This window comes from Rhizobium sp. WW_1, assembly GCF_003610155.1.
In the GTDB taxonomy this organism is placed as follows: Bacteria; Pseudomonadota; Alphaproteobacteria; order Rhizobiales; family Rhizobiaceae; genus Rhizobium; species Rhizobium tropici_A.
The window spans coordinates 453,170-477,491 of record NZ_RAIN01000006.1 but is presented as its reverse complement, the minus strand read 5'-3'; the positions used below and the strand labels follow the sequence as shown (position 1 = coordinate 477,491).

At 61.0% G+C, this 24,322-nt stretch carries 27 protein-coding genes; 13 read left to right on the top strand and 14 right to left on the bottom strand.

Going from position 1 to position 24,322, the window contains the following annotated elements; genetic code table 11:
• Nucleotides 1-52: 52 nt before the first annotated feature.
• Nucleotides 53-517 carry an Lrp/AsnC family transcriptional regulator gene (locus BJ928_RS20390; protein WP_047633856.1) on the bottom strand — a complete coding sequence of 155 codons (465 nt, stop codon included), beginning with the start codon at nt 515-517 and terminating at the stop codon, nt 53-55.
• 161 nt (nt 518-678) lie between these two features.
• Between BJ928_RS20390 and BJ928_RS20385 the strand changes: the two genes are divergently transcribed.
• From BJ928_RS20385 to BJ928_RS20365, 5 genes are all read left to right on the top strand, one after another.
• Nucleotides 679-1,398, top strand: coding sequence for an aspartate/glutamate racemase family protein (locus tag BJ928_RS20385; protein WP_047633855.1), 720 nt, complete (start codon nt 679-681; stop codon nt 1,396-1,398).
• A gap of 71 nt (nt 1,399-1,469) precedes the next feature.
• The gene (locus BJ928_RS20380) at nt 1,470-2,399 is read left to right on the top strand and encodes a helix-turn-helix domain-containing GNAT family N-acetyltransferase (protein WP_047633854.1); all 930 of its coding nucleotides are present in this window, start codon (nt 1,470-1,472) and stop codon (nt 2,397-2,399) included.
• A gap of 84 nt (nt 2,400-2,483) precedes the next feature.
• On the top strand, nt 2,484-2,990 hold the full coding sequence (locus BJ928_RS20375) for a GNAT family N-acetyltransferase (RefSeq protein WP_082011929.1): 507 nt from the start codon (nt 2,484-2,486) through the stop codon (nt 2,988-2,990).
• A gap of 89 nt (nt 2,991-3,079) precedes the next feature.
• Nucleotides 3,080-3,697: a TetR/AcrR family transcriptional regulator gene (locus tag BJ928_RS20370; protein ID WP_047633852.1), complete on the top strand. Its 618-nt coding sequence runs from the start codon at nt 3,080-3,082 to the stop codon at nt 3,695-3,697.
• Nucleotides 3,698-3,747: 50 nt separating this feature from the next.
• A complete protein-coding gene (locus BJ928_RS20365) occupies nt 3,748-4,962 on the top strand; it encodes an MFS transporter (protein ID WP_047633851.1) in 1,215 nt (404 codons plus the stop codon).
• Here BJ928_RS20365 and BJ928_RS20360 read toward each other — a convergent pair whose 3' ends face one another.
• Both BJ928_RS20360 and BJ928_RS20355 read right to left on the bottom strand, forming a co-directional pair.
• The gene (locus tag BJ928_RS20360) at nt 4,963-6,210 is read right to left on the bottom strand and encodes an NAD(P)/FAD-dependent oxidoreductase (RefSeq protein ID WP_047633850.1); all 1,248 of its coding nucleotides are present in this window, start codon (nt 6,208-6,210) and stop codon (nt 4,963-4,965) included. It abuts the gene before it with no gap.
• 8 nt (nt 6,211-6,218) lie between these two features.
• On the bottom strand, nt 6,219-6,635 hold the full coding sequence (locus BJ928_RS20355) for a helix-turn-helix domain-containing protein (protein WP_047633849.1): 417 nt from the start codon (nt 6,633-6,635) through the stop codon (nt 6,219-6,221).
• Nucleotides 6,636-6,772: 137 nt separating this feature from the next.
• Between BJ928_RS20355 and BJ928_RS20350 the strand changes: the two genes are divergently transcribed.
• Nucleotides 6,773-7,660, top strand: coding sequence for an SDR family oxidoreductase (locus BJ928_RS20350; RefSeq protein ID WP_047633848.1), 888 nt, complete (start codon nt 6,773-6,775; stop codon nt 7,658-7,660).
• Nucleotides 7,661-7,961: 301 nt separating this feature from the next.
• On the opposite strand, the gene BJ928_RS20345 is transcribed toward BJ928_RS20350, so the two are convergent.
• Nucleotides 7,962-8,546 (bottom strand): glutathione binding-like protein, encoded by a 585-nt coding sequence (locus BJ928_RS20345; RefSeq protein ID WP_047633847.1) that lies wholly within the window; start codon nt 8,544-8,546, stop codon nt 7,962-7,964.
• 125 nt (nt 8,547-8,671) lie between these two features.
• Here BJ928_RS20345 and BJ928_RS20340 point away from each other — a divergent pair, with 125 nt between their 5' ends.
• On the top strand, nt 8,672-9,040 hold the full coding sequence (locus tag BJ928_RS20340; protein ID WP_047633845.1) for a helix-turn-helix domain-containing protein: 369 nt from the start codon (nt 8,672-8,674) through the stop codon (nt 9,038-9,040).
• Nucleotides 9,041-9,071: 31 nt separating this feature from the next.
• Here the strand turns inward: BJ928_RS20340 and BJ928_RS20335 are convergent, their stop codons facing one another.
• Entirely contained in the window at nt 9,072-9,824 is a 753-nt protein-coding gene (locus BJ928_RS20335) for a pyridoxine 5'-phosphate synthase (RefSeq protein WP_047633844.1), read from the bottom strand.
• Between the two features lie 165 nt (nt 9,825-9,989).
• Nucleotides 9,990-11,117 (bottom strand): ATP-dependent RecD-like DNA helicase, encoded by a 1,128-nt coding sequence (locus BJ928_RS20330; protein WP_047633843.1) that lies wholly within the window; start codon nt 11,115-11,117, stop codon nt 9,990-9,992.
• A 152-nt stretch (nt 11,118-11,269) separates the two neighbouring features.
• Between BJ928_RS20330 and BJ928_RS20325 the strand changes: the two genes are divergently transcribed.
• The 3 genes from BJ928_RS20325 to BJ928_RS20315 are packed head-to-tail and all read left to right on the top strand — an operon-like array spanning nt 11,270 to nt 12,988.
• On the top strand, nt 11,270-11,650 hold the full coding sequence (locus tag BJ928_RS20325) for a lipoprotein (protein WP_047633842.1): 381 nt from the start codon (nt 11,270-11,272) through the stop codon (nt 11,648-11,650).
• Nucleotides 11,634-12,188 (top strand): RNA polymerase sigma factor, encoded by a 555-nt coding sequence (locus BJ928_RS20320; protein WP_047633840.1) that lies wholly within the window; start codon nt 11,634-11,636, stop codon nt 12,186-12,188. The genes BJ928_RS20325 and BJ928_RS20320 overlap by 17 nt, the downstream gene beginning before the upstream one ends.
• A complete protein-coding gene (locus BJ928_RS20315) occupies nt 12,185-12,988 on the top strand; it encodes an anti-sigma factor (protein WP_047633839.1) in 804 nt (267 codons plus the stop codon). The genes BJ928_RS20320 and BJ928_RS20315 overlap by 4 nt, the downstream gene beginning before the upstream one ends.
• A 223-nt stretch (nt 12,989-13,211) precedes the next feature.
• Here BJ928_RS20315 and BJ928_RS20310 read toward each other — a convergent pair whose 3' ends face one another.
• From BJ928_RS20310 to BJ928_RS20295, 4 genes are read right to left on the bottom strand one after another with little or no spacing between them, the layout of a single operon-like run.
• The gene (locus BJ928_RS20310) at nt 13,212-13,583 is read right to left on the bottom strand and encodes a nitrile hydratase accessory protein (RefSeq protein WP_047633838.1); all 372 of its coding nucleotides are present in this window, start codon (nt 13,581-13,583) and stop codon (nt 13,212-13,214) included.
• A complete protein-coding gene (nthB, locus tag BJ928_RS20305; RefSeq protein WP_047633837.1) occupies nt 13,570-14,229 on the bottom strand; it encodes a nitrile hydratase subunit beta in 660 nt (219 codons plus the stop codon). Before nthB ends, BJ928_RS20310 begins: the two co-directional genes overlap by 14 nt.
• On the bottom strand, nt 14,226-14,864 hold the full coding sequence (nthA, locus tag BJ928_RS20300) for a nitrile hydratase subunit alpha (RefSeq protein WP_047633836.1): 639 nt from the start codon (nt 14,862-14,864) through the stop codon (nt 14,226-14,228). Before nthA ends, nthB begins: the two co-directional genes overlap by 4 nt.
• Nucleotides 14,865-14,887: 23 nt before the next feature.
• The gene (locus tag BJ928_RS20295) at nt 14,888-15,481 is read right to left on the bottom strand and encodes a LysE family translocator (protein ID WP_047633908.1); all 594 of its coding nucleotides are present in this window, start codon (nt 15,479-15,481) and stop codon (nt 14,888-14,890) included.
• Nucleotides 15,482-15,686: 205 nt separating this feature from the next.
• On the opposite strand from BJ928_RS20295, the gene BJ928_RS20290 reads away from it, so the two are divergent.
• Entirely contained in the window at nt 15,687-16,532 is an 846-nt protein-coding gene (locus BJ928_RS20290) for an aldo/keto reductase (RefSeq protein WP_047633907.1), read from the top strand.
• A 2-nt stretch (nt 16,533-16,534) separates the two neighbouring features.
• Here the strand turns inward: BJ928_RS20290 and BJ928_RS20285 are convergent, their stop codons facing one another.
• The 3 genes from BJ928_RS20285 to BJ928_RS20275 form a co-directional block, all read right to left on the bottom strand.
• Complete coding sequence (locus tag BJ928_RS20285; RefSeq protein ID WP_047633835.1) at nt 16,535-17,566, bottom strand: capsular biosynthesis protein; 1,032 nt, start codon at nt 17,564-17,566, stop codon at nt 16,535-16,537.
• Nucleotides 17,567-17,706: 140 nt separating this feature from the next.
• Nucleotides 17,707-18,279 carry an acetolactate synthase small subunit gene (gene ilvN, locus BJ928_RS20280; RefSeq protein WP_047633834.1) on the bottom strand — a complete coding sequence of 191 codons (573 nt, stop codon included), beginning with the start codon at nt 18,277-18,279 and terminating at the stop codon, nt 17,707-17,709.
• A gap of 85 nt (nt 18,280-18,364) precedes the next feature.
• Nucleotides 18,365-20,158 carry an acetolactate synthase 3 large subunit gene (locus BJ928_RS20275; protein ID WP_047633833.1) on the bottom strand — a complete coding sequence of 598 codons (1,794 nt, stop codon included), beginning with the start codon at nt 20,156-20,158 and terminating at the stop codon, nt 18,365-18,367.
• 329 nt (nt 20,159-20,487) lie between these two features.
• Here BJ928_RS20275 and BJ928_RS20270 point away from each other — a divergent pair, with 329 nt between their 5' ends.
• Nucleotides 20,488-22,500 carry an ATP-binding protein gene (locus BJ928_RS20270; protein WP_047633832.1) on the top strand — a complete coding sequence of 671 codons (2,013 nt, stop codon included), beginning with the start codon at nt 20,488-20,490 and terminating at the stop codon, nt 22,498-22,500.
• Nucleotides 22,501-22,509: 9 nt separating this feature from the next.
• Here the strand turns inward: BJ928_RS20270 and miaA are convergent, their stop codons facing one another.
• The gene (miaA, locus tag BJ928_RS20265; RefSeq protein WP_047633831.1) at nt 22,510-23,406 is read right to left on the bottom strand and encodes a tRNA (adenosine(37)-N6)-dimethylallyltransferase MiaA; all 897 of its coding nucleotides are present in this window, start codon (nt 23,404-23,406) and stop codon (nt 22,510-22,512) included.
• Here miaA and serB point away from each other — a divergent pair.
• On the top strand, nt 23,405-24,295 hold the full coding sequence (gene serB / locus BJ928_RS20260) for a phosphoserine phosphatase SerB (RefSeq protein ID WP_047633830.1): 891 nt from the start codon (nt 23,405-23,407) through the stop codon (nt 24,293-24,295). The two genes, miaA and serB, sit on opposite strands and share 2 nt — an antisense overlap.
• Nucleotides 24,296-24,322: the final 27 nt, after the last annotated feature.

Sequence of the window (24,322 nt, the reverse complement as noted above, 5' to 3'; positions counted from 1 at the left end):
AGCAACCGTCTTTTATGCATGGCACCTGTGCAGCAGCCACCCGCCGTTCTACTTACTTTGCATAGTCGACAGGCACGAAAGCGCCGCTTTTCAGCTCTTCCATCGAAATCGACGCCGAGACATCGAATAGCTCGATCTTGCGCACGAGCATCTTGTAGATGACGTCATAATGCTCGACGCGCGGCAGGACGATCTTCAGGATATAATCGTAATTGCCTGTCAGCCGGTGCGCCTCGACAATCTCCGGGATATCGCCGATCGCCTTGCGAAAAGCTTCGATCCATTCGTCGGCGTGATGTGCCGTCTTGATCATCGCATAGACCGTCGTCGGCACCCCCATCTTTTCGCGGTCGAGCACGACGATGCGCCGGGCGATATGGCCGCTTTCCTCCAGTCGCTGAATGCGACGCGAGCAGGCCGAAACCGACAGGGCGACGCGATCGGCAAGTTCGGTGACGGATATGCCCGCATCCGCCTGCAAAAATTCGAGAATCTTTCGGTCGCGCTCGTCCAGCATGTGCGGTAATCCCTGTCTATGCGCCCTTATTTTGCACATAAATCGAAAAATGCGCAAACTCTTGCAGATAAATCCTGATAAGCTTCGAAAAACGCAAACACATGGCGGATGAATCGCAGCACTATTGCTCCATTCACATCTAGGGAGCGGAGAACAGCATTATGCGCACCATTGGCCTGATCGGCGGCATGAGTTTCGAGAGTTCGGTCGTCTACTACCGCCTGATCAACGAAATGGTCCGCGAACGGCTGGGCGGCCTCTCCTCGGCAGAAATGGTGATGTACTCCGTCAATTTCGAAGAGATCGTCGCCCTGCAGAAGGCAGGCCGCTGGAACGATGCCGCCGATCGGCTCGCCGATGCCGCACAGCGCCTACAGTCGGCCGGCGCCGAATGCGTGCTCATTTGCACCAATACCATGCACCTGATCGCGCCCCAGGTTGCCGAACGCGTTTCAGCTCCGCTCATCCACATCATCGATGAAACCGCCGCGGCACTGAAGGCAGCCGGCCGCGTCAAGCCGCTCCTTCTGGCAACCCGCTATACGATGGAACACGGCTTCTATGCCGAGCGCATGGCTGAAAATGGCGTCTCCATCATGGTTCCTGGCCCCGAGGATCGCACCGTCACGCATGACATCATCTTCAACGAGCTCTGCGCCGGCATCATCAAGGACGAGTCGCGGCGCAAGCTGAACGGCATCATCGAGCGCGCCAAGGCAGAAGGCGCCGATAGCGTCATTCTCGGCTGCACCGAAATCTGCCTCATCCTCGATCCGAAGGCGCTCATCTTGCCCGGCTTCGATACGACGACGATCCACGCGGAAGCCGCCGTCGACTTTGCCCTCGCCGACGAAAAGGCTCGCAGCAGCTGTGCCGCCTGACCTCAATCAATTTACTTGACTGAGTCCAATAAATGATGGACATCGTCTCTTATATCTGAGGAGACGATGTCATGACCCCTGCTGCCGAATTCGCGACTATCGATGCTGTCCGCGACTTCAACCGCTTCTATACGAATTTTCTCGGCGTCCTGAACAAGGCCTATCTCGACAGCCCCTACACTCTCACGGATGTGCGCGTGCTGTTCGAAGTCGGCTTCCGTGGCGGTGTCGCCGCCTCGTCCCTGACGCGCGACCTCCATCTCGACCCCGCCTATCTCAGCCGTATCGTCAAGCGTTTCCGCGAGGATGGGCTGATCGAGACGACGCCCGACCCAAGCGATGCGCGCAGCCAGGTCATAAAAGTCACCACAAAGGGACAAGAGCAGTTCGAGGAATTCGTCCGCCGCTCGCGCGCACAAATCGCCGGATACTTCGAAAAGCTGGCGATCGGCGAACCGGAACGCGTCGTGGCGGCGATGCGGACGATCCAGGATACGCTCGGCGCCGACGAAACCGCCGCACTGCCCGCCATCATCCGCAACTACCGCATCGGCGACATCGGCTGGATCGTAGAGAGCCAGGGCCGCTTCTACAGCGAGGAGTTCGGCTGGGACCACCGCTTCGAAGGACTCGTCGCGGAAGTCGCCGGCAAGTTTCTGTCCAATTTCAATCCTGAGAAGGACCGATGCTGGATTGCCGAGCGAGGTGGCGTGAATGTCGGCTCCGCCATGATCGCCGATGGCGGCGACGGCATCGCGAAGCTTCGACTGCTCTATGTCGACAAAGCCGCGCGCGGCCTTGGCCTCGGCAAGCTTCTGGTCGACGAATGCATCCGCTTCTCGCGTGAGAAGGGCTACAACAAGCTTTCACTTTGGACCAACGATATCCTCGACGCAGCGCGTGGCATTTATATCAAAGCCGGGTTCAGGCTCGTGGCGGAGGAAAAGCATCGCATGTTCGGCCCGGAACTGAACGGCCAGACCTGGGAGCTTGATCTCTGAACAGGCCAGCCATCAGCTGCATGGACACGCTGCGGCTTCACTCCTATTCTCCATGCACCCCTGATTTGCATCGAGATATCGACCATGACCGCAAGCATCGAAATCCAGATAGAGCCCATCGCCGACGAGCATATCGAGGGCTTCCGCGCAGCGCTCGATACCGTCGCGCGGGAGTGGAAATATTTATCACTGCTCGAAGCCCCGCCGCTGGAAGACACGCGCGCTTTCGTCCTCGGCATGATCGAAAAGGGCAATCCGCAATTCGTCGCGCTGGCCGATGGCAAGGTAGTCGGCTGGTGCGATATCAGCCGCCATACGTTTCCGTCTCATGCCCACACCGGCAGGCTTGGTATGGGCATCATCCCCGCCTATCGCGGCCAGGGACTGGGACGTCGCTTGATAGGTGCAACGCTACAAGCAGCGCGCAATGTGGGAATAGAACGCGTCGAGCTTAGCGTGCATGCCGACAATGACAGAGCCATAGCGCTTTATGAGAAGGTCGGTTTCGTCCGCGAGGGCTTTGCCCGCAAATCCGTTCGCATCGACGGACGCTACCTTGATGCTATCTACATGGCACTATTCCAGGAATAGCCAATCGGCGATCAGCGGGTTTGCCGGCAACCTTATTGCATTGCAAAAATTCACTTGATTTGGAAACGATCATTTCCTAAAAGAGTCGCATGACGACAGGCACTCTCGACATCGCCCCCAGGCTTCGTGGACGCCCGCGAGAATTCGACATGGATTCCGCGCTCGACGAGGCGTTACGCGTCTTTTCCGAGCGCGGCTACTATGCCGCCTCGATCAGCGAATTGACCGAGGCAATGGGCCTGACTGCGGGTAGCGTCTACAAGGCCTTCGGCGACAAGCGTGGCGTGTTCGTTGCTGCTTTCGGCCGCTATCGCCAGGTACGCCAACAGCTGATCGACGCGACCCTTGCCAAGGCGCCGAACGGATATGAAAAGCTGCGCGCGCTCGTCACATTCTTCGCCGAGGCTTCATGCGGCGAACTCGGCCGCAGAGGGTGCCTCGTTGTCGGCAGCGCGACCGAGCTTGCGTTGTTCGACGAGGAGATCGCAAATCGCGTCGGCGTGGCCTTCGATTTCGACGAGAAACGCATTCTGGATCTCATTCGCCTGGGTCATTCCGATGGTTCCGTAGCGAAGCATGTCGATCCTGAAGACACGGCCTGCGCCCTGCTTGCCTTGACCAAAGGCATGCGCGTGATCGGCAAGACCGGCCGCAAGACCGAACATATGCTCGCCGTCGCCGAGACGGCCATGAAATTGCTCAACTGATTTTTGACCGAATTGCGGGGGCACGCCCCTGCCCGCATCGAGGACGAAACATGCCCGCAACTGCCGCCGCCCGACGGGAGAGCACACCGCTCCCTGAAAAGACCATTTCGCCACTCTTGACCTTCATGTTCGCCGCCGCATGCGGGCTGGTGGCAGCCAATCTCTACTATGGCCAGCCGCTGGCCGGCCCCATCAGCCAGTCGCTCGGCTTCACGCCGGCCGCAACCGGCCTCATCGTCACGCTGACGCAGATCGGCTATGGTCTTGGTCTCTTGCTGATCGTGCCGCTCGGCGACCTTTTGGAAAACCGCAGGCTGGTTCTGACGCTGGTGGCGCTTTCCGCCGTCGCACTGGTCGGTGCGGCCTTCGCGTGGTCGCCGTCGCTGTTCCTCTTGGCTTCGCTCTGCATCGGCCTTGCTTCCGTCGCCGTACAAGTCCTCGTCCCCTTTGCCGCCCATATGGCGCCGGATGCTAGCCGCGGCGCCGTCGTCGGCAATGTCATGAGCGGCCTGCTCTGCGGCATCATGCTGGCCCGCCCGGCCGCAAGCTTCCTCTCCCAGCTACTGTCGTGGCACGCCGTCTACATCATCTCCGCCGGCATCATGATCGGGCTGATCGTCATCCTGCGCCTCGTTCTGCCGACGCGCGTGCCGCATACCAAGCTGCGCTATGGACAGCTCTTGTCCTCCATGGGCCATCTTGCCTTGCATACGCCGGTACTGCAGCGGCGCGCGCTCTATCAGGCTTGCATGTTCGGCGCGTTCAGCCTGTTCTGGACGACGACGCCGCTTCTTCTGGCAAGCCCTGCCTTCGGCCTGACGCAGAACGGCATCGCCCTCTTCGCGCTTGCCGGAGCCGCAGGCGCGATCGCCTCGCCGATCGCCGGACGCGTTGCCGACCGCGGGTGGACGAAGCTTGCAACTGCCTTTGCCCTGATCCTCGCCATCGTCGCCTTCCTCATCGGCCATTTTTCCGGCAGCGGTTCCTTGCTGGCGCTGATCACGTTGACACTGTCCGGCATCATGCTCGACTTCGGCGTGCAGACGAATCTCGTGCTTGGTCAACGCTCGATCTTCGCGCTCAGCGCCGAACATCGCAGCCGTCTGAACGGCCTCTATATGGCGACCTTCTTTGGCGGCGGCGCTCTCGGCTCCGCCCTCGGCGGCTGGGCCTATGCCACCGGCGGCTGGAATTTGGCTTCCTGGATCGGCGTCGCCTTCCCGGTCATCGCCTTGCTCGCATTCCTCACCGAACGCGAGAAGTGATCACGACGGCTGCGGCACGGTCAGCCGCAGCCAGTCGCATTCCCGCAGGCCCGCGCCGTTGAACGGATCGACCAGCGTGCCGGAAACGATGCCCGCCAGGATCTGCGGCGCCGGAGGCACTTTGGCGATGGTGGCGACCAGCCGGTCCCTGATCCAGGCCAGCGCCGCCGAATCCGATTGGTAGAAGGGCGTGAATGCCAGCGACAGCAGCTGGAACAACCGAACATGCATCCGCCTCGCCCTAGCATAGGCGGAGAACGCGGCCTCGATGGTTTCATGACCGGCAAGCGCATGCGCCAGCGCCGCCACGTCGAGGAGCGCCATGTTCGCGCCCTGTCCGAGCTGCGGGCTGGTCGAATGAGCCGCATCGCCGACGAAAACGGTCCGCCTGCTATAGGGCGTCATCATCGTACGATGAGCGTAGCGCGCCAGCGTCAGCTGATCCCAATCGACGATCTGCTCGAGCAGCGGCTCGCATTCCGGCCAATAACCTCGGATCGTCTGCTTCCAGCGCTCAAGGCCGCGCCTGCGCACCTCATCAGCATCCGCGACCTTCAGACTCCAGAACAGGGCCGCCTGCTTTGGCAGATGGGGCCTTCTGCTGCCAACCGGCAAAACGCCGATCATCACGCTTGCTTTGTCATAGCGCTGCGTCAACGCTGCCTGATCCACCAATCCATCCGGACAATCGAGCGTCGCCCAAAAGGCGCCGTAAGCGAGGTCGCGCGTTCGCGGCGCGACGGGTGACGCGGCAACCAGTTCCGAGCGCGCACCACTGGCATCGATGACGAGATCATAGGGCCCGAGACGCTCGCCGCCTTCGATGGAAAGATAGCTACCATCGCCCTCCTCCACCACGCCAAGGACGCGCTGACCGGTATAAATAGGATGTCTCCGCCCCGAGACTTCATCATAAAGCGTGTCGAACAGGGCGGCACGATGGACGCCGAGCCCGTAGCGCCCGCCCGGCAGCGCATTGTAGCGCACATCAAGGACGATGCGGCCCCGGGCGGTTTCCGTGCCAAACAGGCGATCGATGCGGTTGCCGGCGGCATGAATGGCGGGACCGAGCCCGAGCGCCTCCAGCACGGTCAATCCGGTCGGCTGCAGCATCAGAGCGGAGCCGACGGGGGCCGGGCTATCGAAACGTTCGATAATATCGGTCGCATGACCAGCGCGGGTGAGAAGAAGAGAGGCGGCAAGACCGGCGGGGCCGGCACCGACAATGGCGATTTTCAGAGGCTTCACTGCAAGGCTCAGTCCGGCGATTGATCGAAACGGGCGCGCGCGGTCCGAACGGCCTCGTGATTGGCTTCTGCCCAGTTCAAGAGCTGCGCCAGCGGCTCATAGAGCGAATAGCCAAGATCGGTCATACGGTATTCGACGCTCGGCGGCTTGGTCGGGAAGACCTCGCGGCCGATATAGCCATCGCGCTGGAGTTCGCGCAGCGTCTGAGTCAACATGCGCTGGGAAATATCGGGCACCATGCGGCGCAGCTCGCCGAAACGATAGGGCTTTTGCGCCAGAGCCTCCAGCAACAGCACCGACCATTTGCCGCCGATCTGCGAGACCAGATCCCGCACCGGACAATCCGTAAACGTGACCTTACTGATATCGACGGCGCGCAATTGCGGCTTCGTGTTGCGAAGATTGACGACGGTGCTGCTGCTCAAGGCGGTTCCCTTTTGGTAACGTAGAGCGAAAAAACTGCCTCCTTTACAGGTCGGAGTCAAACACCAATGTAGTGCTAGTCTCTTTTTGAGAGCAACCAACCCCTGCAAATCCGCGGCGGTCAAACAAGGATAAAGACATGAGCAGCACTCTTCTCGTCACCGGCGCCGCCGGTCAGCTTGGCCAGCGCGTCATCCATCACCTGCTGGAGACATACAAGGTCGCTCCCGGCCGCATCATCGCCGCCACGCGCAGCCCGGAAAAGCTCGCCGACCTCGCCGCCAAGGGCGTCGTCACCCGCAAGGCCGATTTTGACGATGCCGCCGGCCTGTCCGCCGCTTTCGCCGGCGTCGATCGCCTGCTCATCATCAGCACGGACGCCCTTGCCGTTCCCGGCCAGCGCCTGAAGCAGCAGACCGCTGCCGTCGAGGCCGCCAAGAAGGCCGGCGTGAAGCATATTCTCTACACGTCGATGCCAGCGCCCGAAGGTTCGCTGGTGAGCTTCGCGCCTGACCATCTCGGCACGGAAAACGCCATCAAGGCGAGCGGCATCGGCTATACGATCCTGCGCGACGCCTGGTATTTCGACAACTTCCTGCATGGCCTGCCGCACAGCCTCGAAATCGGCAAGTGGTACACGGCAACCGGCGGCGGCCGCGTCAGCAACATCAGCCGCGAAGATTGCGCGATCGCGATCGCCGCCGCCCTGGCATCCGACACGACGGAAAACGCGACCTACACGCTGACGGGCTCGACTGCCGTCACCATCGCGGATGTTGCAAGCGTCGTCAGCAGGATCACTGGCCGTCCGCTTGAGGTCGTCGATGTCAATGACGAACAGTTCGCTGCAGGCCTTACCGGCGCCGGCCTGCCGCCCTTCGTGGTCGACATGCTCGTCTCCGCCGACGCCAACACCCGCGCCGGCAAATTCGACATCCTTACGAACGACTTCAACAAGCTGACCGGCAAGGAGCCGCAGACGCTGCGCAGCTTCTTCGAGGAACATAAGGCTGCATTAGCCGGCTGAGTTTCGAGCGGCCAAGCAGGTCTGTCATTGCGACACTTCTGCACCTGGTCCCTCACCCCAACCCTCTCCCCGCAATGCGGGGAGAGGGAGTTTTCACGCCTTATAAGTAAATTCTCACCGCGCCGCGTCAGAGAACCGGTGCGGTATTATACAACAAATACAACCAACCGTTTCGCGGCGGTCGTGATGACCGTCTGGCCCATTTGCGGTCATTCGCTGTTCGCGGCCCTTCCAGCCAAACGCTCCGCTATCACGGTACACATGGCCGGGGAATGCTCGGCTCGGTCGAACTCCCGCCCTGTCAGCTCAATCCTTCCTCTTTGAGCGCTTGGATCACGGAAGGCATCGCCTTCATGCGATCCAGGCAGTTCTGCAGATTACCCGGCAGTTCGACGCCGCTTTTCGGAGCGACCATCAGGACCCAGAAAAGATAACAATCGGCGATCGTCATCTCATCACTCACCAGGAATGCCTTGTCGCCCATCTGATCGGCAAGAATGGCGAAAGCCTTCATGAGCTTCTCGCGGGCGCGCTCCTTCTCTGGCTCGGGGAAACCCCTGAAGAACGGGGTATAGCTTCCGTGGATTTCGGAGGACATGAAGGCGAGCGCCTCAAACGTCCGCCATCTGAGAATCCCACCATCAGGCAGGAGTTTGCCACTCTGTTCTGCAATGAAGGCGAGGATAGTCTGATTCTCGGTGAGGATGGTTCCGTCGTCCATCTCGAGGGTCGGGATATAGCCCTTCGGATTGATCAACAGAAAGTCACGGCCGTCTTCGGTCTTCTTTTCGCGATCGATACTGAGGAGCTTGTAGGGAAGCCCGACCTCGATGAGCGCTATGTGATCGGCCAAGCTGCAGGCGGCGGGATAATAGAAGAGGTTCATAGTGGTCTCCGTGGCTGGACCCATCTCGACATTTTTGGGTCGAAGACAAGGTCTACAATGTTGACCACAGCCATTTATGGGACCAAGAAATAGCCGTCAAAAGCATATTTTTAGGAGCTGGTCAGATGGATGTGACCACCAAGCCCGCAGGAGCAGACTGCAAGGGTGTTAGCGAAATCCTCAGCCGCGTCGGCGACAAGTGGACAATCCAGGTGGTCGTCACGCTTCGCGCCGGTTCGCAGCGTTTCAACGGAATCAAGCGGCGTGTGGGCGGCATTTCGCAGCAGATGCTGACGAGGACGCTTAAAACGCTGGAACGCGACGGCATGGTCGAACGCACCGTTCGCCACAACACCCCGCCGCAGGTCGAATACACGTTAACGCCGCTCGGACATTCCCTATCGGAAACCGCGCGACATCTCGCCGATTGGGCGGCCGCGCATCGTGGAGAAATCGAAGACAATCGCCTCCATTACGACGCTCGTCAGCTTTGATGGATATGCAATCCTGGTGTTTAGCCGCTGATTAGACCACCTGACCGCAAGCCCGGCGGAAGCGGCGCACCGTTTCGGCCATGCCGTATTCCAGCGCATCGGCGGTCAACCCGTGGCCGATCGAAGTCTCGGCAAGCTTGGGAATGCGCTTGATGAGATCAGGCAGGTTGGCGACCGTCAGGTCGTGGCCGGCATTGACGTCAAGGCCGTTGGCGAAGGCTGCATCGGCTGTTTTGCCGAGCGCTTCGAGAATGACGGCAGCCTTCTGCGGATCGTCATAGCAGCCGCCATAGGGGCCGGTATAAAGCTCGATGCGGTCGGCACCGACGTCCCTGGCGATCTTCGCCGCGTCGGCATCGCCGTCACCATCGGCAAACAGCGACACGCGGCAGCCGATCTTCTTGTATTTGGCGACGACTTCGACCAGCAGTTCGCGATTCCTACGAAAATCCCAGCCGTGATCCGAGGTTGCCTGCGTGGGGTCGTCGGGCACCAGCGTCACCTGCTCCGGCTCAGCGGAAGCGCAGAGATCGAAGAACTCGTCGCTCGGATAGCCCTCGATATTGAATTCCGCCTCCGGAAACTCATCATCGATCAAGGCGCGGATATCAGGCAGATCGGAAAAGCGGACATGCCGCTGATCGGGGCGCGGATGAACCGTCAGACCGCTGGCACCGGCGGCGAGCGCGATGCGTCCCAAGCCCGTGACGCTCGGCCAGGGAAGATCACGCCGATTGCGCAGCATCGCGATGGCGTTGAGGTTCACGGAAAGCTTGGCGGGCATGATCGAAATCCCTGATTTTCAAAGCGAACGATAGCAGCCGTTCTATGCCATTATGCCCAGCAAAACCAACGAGATTCCGACATCAACCCATGCAAAACTTTGATGGGCGCCATAGAGCCATGTCACCAAGCCGCGACATCTCTAGGGCTAGCTCAAAACGAGGCGTCAGCGAACGATCGTCAATGTCTCGGCGGCGCGGGTGATCGCCGTATAGAGCCAACGCTCGCGCGTATCGCGAAACGCCCAGCTCTCGTCGAACAGCACGACATTGTTCCACTGCGAACCCTGCGCCTTGTGGACAGTCAGCGCATAGCCGTAGTCGAACTCGTCGTAGCGCTTGCGGGTCGACCACGGGATTTCGCCTTCGACATCCTCGAATGCCTGCTTCAGCAGCTTGATCTTCGCCGCGCCGCGATCCATGTCGTCGTCTTCCGGGCGGATGAGAAGATTGATCCCCGGCTTCGTCGTTTCCCTGGAAGAGGTCATGACCTGCCAGAGCGAACCGTTCAGCAGTCCCTTGGCGGGATCGTTGCGCAGGCAGACCAGCTTGTCGCCGGATTGCGGATACTCGGCCGTAAAACCTTTGAGCTCGCGCAGGCGCTGATTGTAGCGCCGCCGCGTCCTGTTAGTGCCGACCAGAACCTGATCGGCCTCCATCACCAGCGGCTGCGTGACCTCGTTTTTCGAGATCACCTGCGCGGTGCCATAGTCGCCATGCATGATCTCCTTGCCCTCGCGCACCTGCATGGCAAGCTGGATGATCGGGTTGTCGCGGGCCTGACGGTGAATGTCCGTCAGCAGATAGTCCGGCTCCTCATTCGTGAAGAAGCCGCCGCCGGAAACCGGCGGCAGCTGGCCGGGATCGCCGAGCACCAGAATGGGCGTGCCGAAACTCATCAGATCCTTGCCGAGCGCCTCGTCCACCATCGAACATTCGTCGACGATGATGAGCGCGGCCTTGGCGACCGGGCTCTGGCGATTGATGGTGAACATCGGCGCGATCGACGTCTTGCCCGTCTCCTCGTCCTCGACTGCCTCTTCGCCGCGCGGCCGATAGATCAACGAATGGATGGTCTTGGCGTTGGAAGCACCGCGCGAGCGCAGCACCTGCGCCGCCTTGCCGGTAAAGGCTGCGAACAGCACCTCGCCATCCACGTGCTCGGCAAAATGCCGCGCAAGCGTCGTCTTGCCCGTGCCGGCATAGCCGAACAGGCGGAACAACGGTGAGCGCCCCTCCTTCAGCCAGTTGGCGACGGCCTTGAGCGCTTCATCTTGTTGCGGCGCGAATTGCATGCGCCGAAATGGCAGGATTCGGCCAATGGACGCAAGCAGTAAAAAATACCCGGCGAGCTGGGAATAAAATCGGAGGCAACCGTGTCTCACGTCCGGCAACGCAGAATGCGAGGCCTGGACGACCATCGTTCACCCACCCGAGGAGAGACATCATGAAGACCCTGAGTTTCCTGGCCGCGCTCGCTGCGGCATCGGCCTTTGCCACCGCCGCCTTCGCCGCAGCCCCCGTCAAGACGGTCGACAGCGCCAAGGGCAAGGTGCTCGCTGGTGAAAACGGCAAGACGCTCTACACCTTCAAGAACGACAAATCAGGCGAATCCAATTGCAACGGCGATTGTGCGAAAGCCTGGCCGCCGCTCATGGCCGATGACAAAGCCAAGGCCGAGGGTGCATATTCGATCATTACCCGCAAGGACGGGATGAAACAGTGGGCAAAGGACGGCATGCCGCTCTACTTCTTCGTCAAGGACGCAAAGTCCGGTGATGTCGCCGGCGACGGCTTCAAGGGCGTCTGGGATGTCGCGAAGCCCTGATGAGAACGAAAGGGGCGCGGCGGGAACCTCCCCCGCGCCAGATAGCTTCGAGGCGGAGGTGCTGGCGCTCCTCCCCTCGCTGCGGCGTTATTCGCGCAGCCTCACCCGCTCGGATGCCGATGGCGAGGACCTGCTTCAGGATTGTGTCGAGAAGGTTTTAATCCGGCGCAGCCAATGGCGTGGGCTGAACCTGCGCGGTTGGGTCCTGACCATCATGACCAATCTTTACCGCAACGGGCGGCGCCAGCAAGGCGGCCGCAGTTTCGTCGATATCGATGATAACAGCCATCTGCCAGCAGCCGAGGAGAACAATGACCCGCTGCAGCGGTCTCGTCTGGGGGCGGCCCTGAACCGCCTCGGCGAAGAGCAGCGCGCGGTGCTGATGCTCATTGTCGTCGAAGGCTACAGCTATCAGGATGTCGCGGACATGCTCGATATCCCGATCGGCACCGTGATGTCGCGCCTGTCGCGCGCCCGCCAGAAGATGACCAGCCTGCTGAGTGCAGACAATGTTGTCACGCTTCGGAGACCAAGATGAACGAAAACAAACCGATCGTGACCGACGCGGACCTCCATGCCTTTGCCGATGGCCTCCTGCCGCCGGAAAGGCAGGCGGAATTGCAGGCATGGCTCGCCGAAAATCCCGAGGATGCCGCCGCCATTGTAACATGGCAGTCTCAGAACGACGAAATCCGCGCGATGTTCTCTGCCTACACGGTGTCGAAAGACCACGACGCCGATCTAGTTTCGAAAAACGGACGCACATCTTCTGCCAAGGCGATACAGCCGCGACGGAGTCACACGCTGACGCTGCTCGCCGCCTCGCTGGCGCTCTTCATCGCCGGTGCTGCAGCCGGCCACTTCGGCCCCGATCTTTTTGCCAAGCCCGAATTGCAGGTGACGTCGATCGAAGCCCTGCCGCAGCAGGCGCATTCGGCCTTCATCGTCTATGCCAGCGATGTCCGCCATCCCGTCGAAGTCGGCGCGGATCAGGAAGCGCATCTCGCCACCTGGCTCGGCAAACGCATGAATGTCGCCGGCCTCAAGGTGCCGACCCTGCAGAGACTGGGCTTCCAGCTCGTCGGCGGCCGGCTGCTGCCGATCAACGGCACGCCCGGCGCCCTGTTCATGTATGAAAACGCGAGCGGCCAGCGCCTGACAGTGCTGGTGGGGCGTAACAGTGGCAACACCACGACCAGTTTTCGTTTCGCCAGCGACAACGCCGTCGAAACCTTTTACTGGATCGACGGCGATCTAGGCTATGCCGTCACCGGCGAAATCTCGCGCGACATGCTGCGCCAAGTGGCAGACGAGTGCTACAAGCAGTTCTCTTCCTGACGCCGACGGGACCCGCGCATAGGACATGTAGATTGGGGACAGGCCACCCGCCCTCGTAGTTCGAGACGGCCCATTTGGGCCTCCTCACCATGAGGGCTAATCTCTTTCCGTGTGAATAGAATCGGCTTTGCCGAATGCGGCACCGGCTCCATCCTCATCCTGAGGCGCGGAGGTCGCAGACCGTAGCCTCGAAGGACGAGGATGGCCCCAATGAGCCTGTTCTTTAACGCTGCGGATCATTCTCCAGCGCGATCGGCCTACCGTGCGGTGTTGCCTCAGCCGCACGTTGCCAGCTTTGTTGTAACGCGAGGATCACATCGGCGTCGGCGATGCCCTTGGCGACGAGCAGCCCTGACAGAGCAGATACCCAGCAATCGAAATAGTCGCTGCCGTCAACCGCGCGGCCAGGCTTGTGCAGTTCTGCCGACAGCCGTTCCGCCCATTCGCTCCAGGCAAACAGGCCCCTCTCGTGCAGATGCACCGTCATCGCGAAAGCATCCGCTGCCCAGGGTTCGGGAAAGACCGGCTCGCCATCGGCTGACTTCGGCATTCCAGGCGATTGCGCCAGAGGTGAACCGACCTCACACGCGCTCAAGATAGCTCTCCCAGGCATCGATCGAGACCGTCAGAGAGGGGTCTGCACCCTCGCCCCAGATCTCGCCGCCATCGAAGACCACCGTATAGACCCATTGCGGATTTTCGCCGCGGCCATGGGCGTTGTCGTCCGGGAAGACGAAAGAGCCCTGCACAGCCTCGACGACACCCGCCTTGGCCCGGGCATAGCGCGGCAATCTCGTATGGCCCGTCGGATTGAAATTCTTCGTCCGCACGTGATCGCCCACGACGAAAAGCGGCGCGGTATCGACCGGCCGATCGCAAGGTCCGCCCTTGGCCAGGACGCCATCGACCATGTCAGCCTTCAACACGCGCTTCGGCGCTCTGCCCTGTTCGATCGCGTGACCCGTGCGCAGCTCCTTGGCCGTGGCAAAGCCATGCCGCTCCAGCAACGTATCGACGGCGCGAGTCCAGATCTCGTAGTAGCTAGCGCCGAGATAGCTCGCCGGCGGAATGTTTTCGCGGGCGTGCCGGCTCTCATCGATATTCCAGGCACCGAAGGCACCGCAGGAAAGCGTTATGCCGAGCGCGCGCTTTTCCCATTCGGCATGGAAATAGGGTTCGTTCGGTTCCGGCGCGACCGGGCCGAAGCCCATCTGGCCGCCGAGATCGTGCGGGCCGTTCATAGTGCGGCCTCCGGCGTTCTGGCGATTGCCGTTCCGATCATGGCGTCGCGACTGACAAGATCCGCCAGTGCCACCTCGTCCATGCCTTCGGAGCCGGCCGGCCGCTCCGGGATCACCAGATAGCGAAGTTCGGCGGTCGAATCCCAGACGCGGATCTTCGTCTCCCGCGGCAGCGTCAGGCCGAATTCGGCGAGCACGCCGCGCGGATCGATCACCGCGCGCGAGCGATAGGCCGGCGCCTTGTACCAGACCGGCGGCAGCCCGAGCACGGCCCAAGGATAGCAGGAGCAAAGCGTGCAGACGATCAGGTTATGCGTTTCCGGCGTGTTGAACACAGCGCGCATATGCTCACCCTGACGGCCGGTAAAGCCGAGGCTTGCGATCGCCGCCGTCGCGTCACGCCGCAGCCAATCGGCAAAATCGGGATCGCTCCACGCCTTCGCCACCACCTGCGCGCCGTTGCGCGGCCCAACCTTCGTCTCATAGGTCTCGACGATACGGTCGATCGCCGCCGGGTCGATCAAACCCTTTTCCGTCAGCAGCGTCTCAAGCGCCTTCACCCGCGCCTGCATGTCGGAATAGTGATTGTCGTGGTGGTGATGATCGTCGTCATCGTGCGTATGCTCGTGGGACATAGCCGTCTCCCGTCTTGTCCCGACTACTTTAACATCGGCCAGAGACTGAGCACCAGCAGCACGGCCATGGTTATGTTGAACCATTTGAGCCGAACCGGATCGGAGAGCCAATCGCGCAGCGCCGAGCCAAATCCCGCCCAGGTTGACACGCTCGGCAGATTAACAGCGGCAAATGCCAACCCGACGAGAAGCACGGTCACGAGGTAGAGCTGCTCATTGGTATAGGTCGCCATGGCGGTTACAGCCATGACCCAGGCTTTCGGATTGACCCACTGGAATGCGGCAGCGCTCATGAAGCTCATCGGCTGCGCGGAGCCCTCGCTTTCGCTGAGGCTGCGCGACGTGCCGATCTTCCAGGCGATCCAGACGAGATAGGCACCGCCGGCAAATTTCAGCACGGTATAGAGCATCGGCACCGTATGCAGCACGGCACCCAGACCGAGGCCGACGCCGAGCAGCAGTGACAGGAAGCCGACGCCGATGCCGAGCATGTGCGGAATGGTGCGCCGGAAGCCGAAGTTCACGCCCGAAGCAAACAGCATCATGTTGTTCGGCCCCGGTGTGATCGAGGTCGTGAATGCGAAAAGTAAGAGAGCCAGAAATGTATCCAGCGCCATAATGCCTCCTAGGACACCGGCCACGACAAAGGGCGGCATCCAAATTCTCGTTCATGCGTGCGGAATGTGACAATACGCGTCGCTGCGACATTAGTTCGCCGGCCATACGAAAGCCATAGGGTGATTGTCACCGTGACATGACGGACGCCGATTGAAATCCGGTTCAATGTCCCTATCCTTCGATTTCCTGCAGCGAGGACTGACCATGCGCGACCCCATCCCCACAGTCACCCTTCCTTCGGGTATCGCCGTTCCCGCACTCGGTCAGGGCACATGGAACATGGGCGAGAATGCCGCGACCGCCAGAGACGAGATTGCCAGCATCAAGACCGGGCTCGATCTCGGCATGACGCTGATCGATACAGCAGAAATGTATGCCGATGGCGGCTCCGAGGAGCTTGTCGGCAAGGCGATCGAGGGCCGGCGTGACGAGGTTTTTCTCGTCAGCAAGGTCTATCCCGCCAATGCAAGCCGCAAAGGCGCGGTCGAAGCCTGTGAACGCAGCCTGCGGCGCCTGCACACCGATCGCATCGATCTCTATCTGCTGCATTGGCGCGGCAACTACCCGCTGGAAGAGACCGTCGAAGCCTTCGAAGGCCTGAAGGCGGCAGGCAAGATCGAGGCCTGGGGCGTCTCGAATTTCGATATCGATGACATGGATGAGCTGCTTTCCGTGCCGAATGGCGGCAATGTCGCGGTCAATCAGGTGCTCTACAATCTCTCCCGGCGCGGCATCGAATACGATCTGCTGCCCTGGTGCCAGGAGCGCAGCATTCCGATCATGGCCTATTCGCCGATCGAGCAAGGCCGTCTCCTGCATCACCCAGAGCTGATCCGCGTCGCCAAGACCTATCAGGCGACACCCGCGCAGATCGCTCTCGCCTTCCTGCTGGAGCGCGACGGCGTGATGGCAATTCCGAAATCCGCGAACTCGCAGCGCGTCGAGGAAAACCGCGACTCGATAGATATCGACATGACCGACGAGGATTGGGCCGTCCTAGATGCTGCCTTTCCGCCGCCGTCGCGAAAGAAGCCGTTGGATATGTTGTAGGTCTACGCAGCAGCCTTCTGCTGCGCGACGATCAGCTCGATCGCCCGAAAGACGTCGATCTCCCGCCAATCGGTGGGATCGCGATAGGTCGGGTAGAATGAAAAGGCGGCGGCGGCGATCTGATCGACTGTCCGCAGCTTCGTTCGACGGCCGGCGAGTGCGGCCTTGGTGTAGACGCCGAAACGATCCTCGGTAACACCCCAGCCGGCATAAAAGGGTGCGGCATAGCAGCGAACCGGAATGCCGCGCAGCAGCGCATCGAAACCAAATTGGCTGGAGACGGTCCAGACCTCGTCGACAACGTCGAGGATGGAGGCCACAGACACGGCATCGTCGAGCAGCACCGCATCGCCCCTGGCAACGCCATCCGTAAGATAGCCCTTACGAAGTCCGGCCATGACGTCGGGATGGGTGCGGATGACACACTGCGCGCCGCTCGCCAGCCCATCGGCAAGCATCGTCTCAAACGAGGCTTTGGAGCCGAGCGCCCTGCCAACCGAGACGTCACCAACGACCTGATCGACCATCAGGATACGGCGCTTTGTCGTGTGCCCGATGTTCGGCGGGCGATGAGGAAGGTGATTGTATTTGGAAAGCTTGTTGAGAACGATCTGCTCGCGGATAGCGCGGCCGTGCTCGCTCGCCTCGCCCGCACTTTCAATCAACCGCTCAAGACGCGATGGCCTGATTGCATCGACCGGCAAGCCGAGATCGTCGATGACAATCGAGAGAGGAACGGCACCGGATTTGCCGAGCCCCATCGATCGCAGGAAACCGTCTTCCAGATGCCAATGACGCAATTGGCGAAACCGCGCAATCCGCGCCGCTATCTTGGCCGGCGCACGACCACCCCAGGAAACGATACCACCGATGCCGGGCGACAACACCGACGCCAGCTTCCGTGAACCGAAATAATGGCTGAGCCAGGGAAAGTCGCCACGGACGAAGAAGGCTGCGCCGAGGCGCATGTCCGCGGGCGGGTGCCACGGCTTCTCACCGATCTCTGGCAAAGTCTCGCCGGCAAGGACGGCCACCTTCTTCCCCCGCTACAAATGAAACATCGGCCAAGGCCAAGCGCCGTAAAGATAGAGCGGTTCAGCGTTTCGCGAAAGCACTGAACCGCTCTGATTTTTCATACAATTCCAAACGGCGAACCGGTCAACGCCGCAGGCTCTTACATTCCCTGCGAGCCGCGGTTCATCGCGGCGATGCCGGTGCGGCAGACTTCGATGAGGCCGAGCGGCTTGATGATGGCGATGAACTGGTCGATCTTCGACGACTTGCCGGTGATCTCGAGAATGAAGTGCTCGACGGTTGCATCCACCACCTTGGCGTGGAAGGCGTCAGCCAGACGCAGCGTTTCGGCGCGTGTCTCGCCGCTTCCAGTCACCTTCAGCAGCGCCACTTCGCGCTCGATCGGTCGTTCCTGACCGAGTTCGCGGGCGCGCACCGTCAGATCGACGACGCGGTGAACGGGCACGATGCGCTCAAGCTGCGCCTTGATCTGCTCCAGCACCTGCGGCGTGCCGCGCGTGACGACGGTGATGCGCGACAGATGCGCCTGATGCTCCGTCTCCGAAACCGTGAGGCTTTCGATGTTGTAGCCCCGGCCGGAGAAGAGGCCGATGACGCGGGCGAGAACGCCGGGCTCGTTGTCGACGAGCACCGAAAGCGTATGGCTTTCCGCCGCCGCGGTTTCGGGCGAAATGAAATAAGCTGAGCCCGTGGGTTGAAGGTGTGCGTTCATTATCCTTGTTCCGTTTCCTCGGTTCTTGTTCGATATGCCAGCGAGACCGGCCGGGGCGCAGCTTCCGCCTCGCCCCGGCTATCGATCAAACCAGCTGGCGACCCTTGGCGTCGATCGCGTTGGCGACGGCCTCGTCAGTCGCTTCATCAGGCAGCAGCATTTCGTTGTGCGCCTTGCCCGAGGGGATCATCGGGAAGCAGTTGGCGAGATTGGCGACGCGGCAATCGAAGATGACCGGCTTGTCGACATCGATCATCTCCTGGATCATTGCATCGAGATCGCCGGGCTTTTCGCAGCGCAGGCCGACGGCGCCATAGGCTTCCGCCAGCTTGACGAAATCAGGCATCGCTTCCGTGTAGGAATTGGACAGGCGGTTGCCATGCAGCAGCTGCTGCCACTGGCGAACCATGCCCATGTATTGGTTGTTGAGGATAAAGATCTTGATCGGCGCATTGTGCTGGATCGCAGCCGACATTTCCTGAATGCACATCTGGATCGAAGCGTCGCCGGCGATGTCGATGACCAGGCTTTCCGGATGCGCGATCTGCACGCCGAGCGCCGCCGGCAGACCGTAGCCCATGGTGCCGAGGCCACCAGAGGTCATCCAGCGGTTCGGCTGTTCGAAGCCGTAGAACTGCGCCGCCCACATCTGATGCTGACCGACTTCGGTCGTGATGTAGGTATCGCGATGCTTCGTCAGCTCATAAAGACGCTGGATCGCGTATTGCGGCATGATGACGTCGTCGCTCGGCTTGTAGGCGAAGGAATTGCGTGCACGCCAACGCGTGACATCCGCCCACCAGTCGCCCAGACGCTCCGCAGCAGGCTTCTGCGGCAGCGCGCGCCACAGGCGAACCATGTCTTCCAGAACATTGCCGACATCGCCGAGAATGCCGACATCGACGCGGACGTTCTTGTTGATCGAGGACGGATCGATATCGATATGGATCTTCTTCGAATTCGGCGAGAAGGCGTTCAGGCGGCCCGTAATACGGTCGTCGAAACGCGCGCCGATGCAGACCATGACGTCGCAATCATGCATCGCCATGTTGGCTTCGTAGGAACCATGCATGCCGAGCATGCCGAGCCAGTTCTTGCCGGATGCCGGATAGGCGCCGAGACCCATCAGTGTCGAGGTGATCGGGAAGTCGGTCAGCTCGACCAGCTCGCGCAGCAGCTTGCAGGCTTCCGGACCGGAATTGACGACGCCGCCGCCGGAATAGATGACCGGGCGTCGGGCATTCTTCATCAGCTCGATCGCCTGGGTGATCTTGTTGAGATCGCCCTGGATCTTCGGCTGGTAGCTCTTCTGGACATGATGCGCTTCCGGCGGCGTATAGGTGCCGGTCGCAAACTGGATGTCCTTCGGGATATCGACGACGACGGGACCGGGACGGCCCGTCTGCGCGATGCGGAAGGCCTCATGAATGACGGCCGCCAACTCGTTGACATCCTTGACCAGCCAGTTGTGTTTGGTGCAGGGCCGCGTAATGCCGACGGTGTCGCATTCCTGGAAGGCGTCGGAACCGATCAGCGTGGTCGGAACCTGGCCGCTGAGACAAACAAGCGGGATCGAATCCATCAACGCATCCTGCAGCGGCGTGACCGCATTGGTCGCGCCCGGACCGGAGGTAACCAGCATGACGCCGACCTTGCCGGTGGAGCGGGCATAGCCTTCGGCCGCGTGGCCGGCGCCCTGCTCGTGGCGGACGAGAATGTGCTGGATATCCTCCTGCTGGAAGATCTCGTCATAGATCGGAAGCACAGCGCCGCCCGGATAACCGAAGATGTGTTCGACGCCATTGTCCCTGAGCGCCTGCAACACGATCTCCGCGCCTGTCATTCGATTGCCGCTCGCCTGATTATCTGTGCCGGTCATACGTTTGTTCCGCTTGTCTGCTGGAGGTTTGGAAAGATGAAATCTCGATTTCGGGCATAAAAAAAGGCCCCTTAGGGAGCCTGTCATCTAGCGCATGGGTGGCTATCGCCGGATGGTTACACCATCCTGCCCATGCGCCTTCCCACCACGATAAGAACGATCGAGTTTTTCATGGGGCGAAGTGATAGACAGAAAATTTCGAAGCGTCAACGCGTGAAGCAATAAAAAATCGCGACCCTACTATAACCCTATAAAAAGCATGGGTGCCAGACAGGGTTTTGTTAAGCCAGCATCTCTATGCTCCGACCTCTAATGGTTGGGGTAGCTGTTTGCTGAATAATGATCTGCAGACGTCCGGCAAAGCTGGAGATTTTGATCGTCGCGACAGACTGAAGCCGGGAAATCGCTTCCTCGGCCGCGTCGTCGCGTGCAACGGCTCGCGAGCGACGATCGCCGCCGTCGCGGAAGCCGGCGGCACGGATCTGACCGAGCTCTGGTCGGTCGGCAGGCTGATTTCCATCAGCGTCGGATCGAACCGCGTGGCCGCCCTCGTCTATGCGATGAACACCCAAAGCGTCGGCTGGGGCGAAGGCCAGGACAATCTCTTTCGCATCGAAGTCGAATTGCTGGGCGAAGTTCGCGTCGAGCCGGATGGCCGCGAGGAGTTTTCGAGCGGCATATCGGCCTATCCCTATCTCGGCGCCATCGCGCATCGCATCCGCGCGGCCGACCTCATGCGCATCTTCGATGCCGGCAAAGGCAGCAGCTGCGTCATCGGCAAGCTGACGCAGGACGAAAGCATCGACGCCGCTATTCATATTCCCTCGATGTTGTCGAAGCATTTCGCCGTCGTCGGCTCGACAGGCGTCGGCAAGTCGACCGCCGTCTCGCTGCTGCTGCACAAGGCGATCAGCGCTGATCCGAAATTGCGCGTGCTGATCCTCGATCCACACAACGAGTTCGCGGCTGCCTTTCCGAAGCACGCCGTCGTCATCGACACCGATACGCTCGATCTGCCTTTCTGGTTGATGCGACTGGACGAATTCAGCGAAGTCGTCTTTCGCGGCCGCCCCGCGGTGCCGGAAGAGCTCGATGCGTTGCGCGATCTCATTCCCGAAGCGAGACGCGCCTTCCGCGGCACCGATTCAACCTTCATGCGCCGTCAAACGGAAAAATCCTCCGTTACGGCTGATACGCCGGTCCCGTACCGCATGGCCGATCTGCTTGCCCTGATCGACGAGCGCATCGGCCGCCTCGAAGGCCGACAGGAGAAGCCGCATCTGCGTTCGCTGAAGATGCGCATCACCTCGGCGATCAACGATCCCCGTTATCACTTCATGTTCTCCAACAATACGATCACCGACACGATCATGGAGACCATCGCCAAGATCTTCCGCATTCCGGGCGATGGCAAGCCGATCTGCACCTTCCAGCTCGCCGGCATTCCCTCGGAAGTCATCAATTCCGTCGCCTCTGTGCTTTGCCGAATGGCCTTCGAACTGGCGCTCTGGAGCGACGGTGCGATCCATATGCTCGTCGTCTGCGAGGAAGCGCACCGTTATATTCCCGCCGACCCGACTCTCGGCTTCTTCCCGACGCGGCAGGCCATCGCCCGTATCGCCAAGGAAGGCCGCAAATACGGCGTATCCCTCGGCATCATCACGCAGCGGCCCGGCGAACTCGATCAGACCATCCTCTCGCAGTGCTCGACGCTCTTTGCCATGCGTCTCGCCAATGATCGCGACCAGGAAATCATCCGTTCGGCCATCCCGAACTCCTCGATCTCGACAACGAGCTTCCTGTCATCGATCGGTAACGGCGAAGCCATCGCCTTCGGCGAGGCCATCGCTGTCCCGATGCGCATGCGCTTTTCTCAGGTTGAACGGCATTTGCTGCCGAAAGCCAGCGGTAGCGCGGCAAAAGTCAGCGACGACTCGCCGGACACGGTCGATCTGCGCACGATCATCGGCCGCATGCGGTCGATTTCGGCTCCTGATATCAGCGCTCTGCAGTCGAATTATAATACCGTGCCCATGACCGACATCGGCGATGACCTCGACGAAGTGCCGATCCAGCCCCAAGCGGGATCGGATACGCCATCGATAGAGCCCTATCGTCCCGACATGCTGCCGCGCACCGCCACGCCGCAACCTACAGCGGTTCCGCCAACATCGATCGACGGCAGGCTTGCGGAATTGCGCCGCGAATTCCGTAGCGACGATGGAGGCGCACGCCCGATGCCGACGCGAGAACCAGCTCCCACCCTGCGGCGGGAATCCGGCCTGTCCTTGCGAGACAGCATTCTGAAAAAGCCCCTGAGCAGTCTCTACGACAAGGAGTGATGCCCGAACCTACGGGCTCAAACGCTCCCAGCTCTCATCCATCTGATTGCGGAACCAGGTCATCTGCCGCTTGGCATATTGCCGCGTCGCCGCCGAACCGGTTTCGATAACCTCGGCGCGCGTCATCTCCCCCGTCAGCATCGCGGCGATCTGCGCGACACCGATCGCTTTCATCACAGGCATTTCCGAGGGCAGATCCAGCGCCAGCAGAGCCCGCACTTCATCTTCGGCGCCCATTGCCAGCATCGTCTCGAAACGGCTGTTGATACGTTCGTGCAGCACGGTGCGCTCGGGCAGAACCACGATCTTTCGCGCACGATCGGGATCGATGACAACAGGCCCGGTCTTCCCCTGAAAGGAGGCTATGGATTGGCCTGTCGCTTCGATCACCTCCAGGGCTCGAACGATACGCTGTCCATCCTGAGACTTCAGCGTTTCGGCAACGGCATTGTCACGCTCCATAAGCTCGCCATGTAGCGCTTCCGCTCCCTCCGCCAGCAATCGACCGCGAAGCCGATCGCGGATATCTGGCGGAATCTCCGGCATGTCGGAAAGGCCGCCGGTCAACGCCTTGAAATAGAGGCCCGTACCGCCAACGAAGACAGGCATTCTGCCCTCGCCGCGCAGACTTTCGACCAGGGTGCTGGCCTCGCGCAGCCAGATACCGGTGGAATAGACCTGGCCTGCCGGCACATGACCGTAAAGATGATGCGGAACGCCGCCCATATCGGCCTCGTCGGGCCGTGCGGTCAGCACGCGCAGGGTGTCATAGACCTGCATACTGTCGGCATTGATGACGACGCCATCATGCAAACGGGCCAATTCTACTGCCAGCGCGGACTTGCCGCTGGCGGTCGGCCCGGTTATCAGGATCGCGTCGATATTGCTCATAGGGTTTCTGCTCATGGCCTTCGTTGCCACGCTTATTGCCAATCCGTCAAACCCCGTTCTTGTTCCGGCCATCGCAGAAAAGGCGGCAGATACCGTCAAGGCGTCCGGGCTCTACTGGCTGGCCGACGGCGTTGCCTGCGATATCGCGCTGCGCGACGATACGGATCTGCGGGCCGCGGAAGCCGATATTCTGGCGGCAATCGGCAGCGCGCCGATCGATCTCATCGTCCAGGAAACGGAAACCCGCCGCAAAAAGCTGCTGATTGCCGATATGGACTCCACCATGATCGGCCAGGAATGCATCGACGAACTCGCCGCCGAAGTCGGCCTCAAGGAGAAGGTCGCCGACATCACCGCCCGCGCCATGAACGGCGAGATTGCCTTCGAGCCGGCCCTGCGCGAGCGCGTGGCTCTCTTGAAGGGGTTGCCGCTCTCCGTTGTCGACGATGTCATCGCCAAGCACATTACGCTGACGCCGGGCGGCCCCGAACTGATCGCGACCATGAAGGCTAAAGGCTATTATACCGCCCTCGTCTCCGGCGGTTTCACCGTATTCACCAGCCGCATCGGTGCGACCCTCGGCTTCGACGAGAACCGGGCCAACATCCTGCTGGAAGAGAACAACATACTGACCGGCCTCGTCGAGGAGCCGATCCTCGGTATGCAGGCCAAGGTGGATGCGCTCATCGATATCGCCGAAACGCTCGGTATTTCCACCGATGACGCCATGGCCGTCGGCGACGGCGCCAACGATCTCGGCATGCTGAAGCTCGCCGGCGCCGGCGTCGCGCTCCACGCCAAGCCGACTGTCTCCGCGCAGGCGAAGATGCGCATCGACCACGGCGATCTCACGGCCCTGCTCTACATCCAGGGCTATCGCAAGACGGACTTCGTCAAACCGTAGGCGGCGCAAAGCGCCGATACCGGAGGC

What these genes read in the sequence shown, in the direction of transcription:
- BJ928_RS20390 (WP_047633856.1), bottom strand. Translation starts at nt 517, where the DNA reads ATGCTGGACGAGCGCGACCGAAAGATTCTCGAATTTTTGCAGGCGGAT.
- BJ928_RS20385 (WP_047633855.1), top strand. Translation starts at nt 679, where the DNA reads ATGCGCACCATTGGCCTGATCGGCGGCATGAGTTTCGAGAGTTCGGTC.
- BJ928_RS20380 (WP_047633854.1), top strand. Translation starts at nt 1,470, where the DNA reads ATGACCCCTGCTGCCGAATTCGCGACTATCGATGCTGTCCGCGACTTC.
- BJ928_RS20375 (WP_082011929.1), top strand. Translation starts at nt 2,484, where the DNA reads ATGACCGCAAGCATCGAAATCCAGATAGAGCCCATCGCCGACGAGCAT.
- BJ928_RS20370 (WP_047633852.1), top strand. Translation starts at nt 3,080, where the DNA reads ATGACGACAGGCACTCTCGACATCGCCCCCAGGCTTCGTGGACGCCCG.
- BJ928_RS20365 (WP_047633851.1), top strand. Translation starts at nt 3,748, where the DNA reads ATGCCCGCAACTGCCGCCGCCCGACGGGAGAGCACACCGCTCCCTGAA.
- BJ928_RS20350 (WP_047633848.1), top strand. Translation starts at nt 6,773, where the DNA reads ATGAGCAGCACTCTTCTCGTCACCGGCGCCGCCGGTCAGCTTGGCCAG.
- BJ928_RS20345 (WP_047633847.1), bottom strand. Translation starts at nt 8,546, where the DNA reads ATGAACCTCTTCTATTATCCCGCCGCCTGCAGCTTGGCCGATCACATA.
- BJ928_RS20340 (WP_047633845.1), top strand. Translation starts at nt 8,672, where the DNA reads ATGGATGTGACCACCAAGCCCGCAGGAGCAGACTGCAAGGGTGTTAGC.
- BJ928_RS20335 (WP_047633844.1), bottom strand. Translation starts at nt 9,824, where the DNA reads ATGCCCGCCAAGCTTTCCGTGAACCTCAACGCCATCGCGATGCTGCGC.
- BJ928_RS20330 (WP_047633843.1), bottom strand. Translation starts at nt 11,117, where the DNA reads ATGCAATTCGCGCCGCAACAAGATGAAGCGCTCAAGGCCGTCGCCAAC.
- BJ928_RS20325 (WP_047633842.1), top strand. Translation starts at nt 11,270, where the DNA reads ATGAAGACCCTGAGTTTCCTGGCCGCGCTCGCTGCGGCATCGGCCTTT.
- BJ928_RS20320 (WP_047633840.1), top strand. Translation starts at nt 11,634, where the DNA reads ATGTCGCGAAGCCCTGATGAGAACGAAAGGGGCGCGGCGGGAACCTCC.
- BJ928_RS20315 (WP_047633839.1), top strand. Translation starts at nt 12,185, where the DNA reads ATGAACGAAAACAAACCGATCGTGACCGACGCGGACCTCCATGCCTTT.
- nthB (WP_047633837.1), bottom strand. Translation starts at nt 14,229, where the DNA reads ATGAACGGCCCGCACGATCTCGGCGGCCAGATGGGCTTCGGCCCGGTC.
- nthA (WP_047633836.1), bottom strand. Translation starts at nt 14,864, where the DNA reads ATGTCCCACGAGCATACGCACGATGACGACGATCATCACCACCACGAC.
- BJ928_RS20295 (WP_047633908.1), bottom strand. Translation starts at nt 15,481, where the DNA reads ATGGCGCTGGATACATTTCTGGCTCTCTTACTTTTCGCATTCACGACC.
- BJ928_RS20290 (WP_047633907.1), top strand. Translation starts at nt 15,687, where the DNA reads ATGCGCGACCCCATCCCCACAGTCACCCTTCCTTCGGGTATCGCCGTT.
- ilvN (WP_047633834.1), bottom strand. Translation starts at nt 18,279, where the DNA reads ATGAACGCACACCTTCAACCCACGGGCTCAGCTTATTTCATTTCGCCC.
- BJ928_RS20275 (WP_047633833.1), bottom strand. Translation starts at nt 20,158, where the DNA reads ATGACCGGCACAGATAATCAGGCGAGCGGCAATCGAATGACAGGCGCG.
- serB (WP_047633830.1), top strand. Translation starts at nt 23,405, where the DNA reads ATGGCCTTCGTTGCCACGCTTATTGCCAATCCGTCAAACCCCGTTCTT.
- miaA (WP_047633831.1), bottom strand. Translation starts at nt 23,406, where the DNA reads ATGAGCAGAAACCCTATGAGCAATATCGACGCGATCCTGATAACCGGG.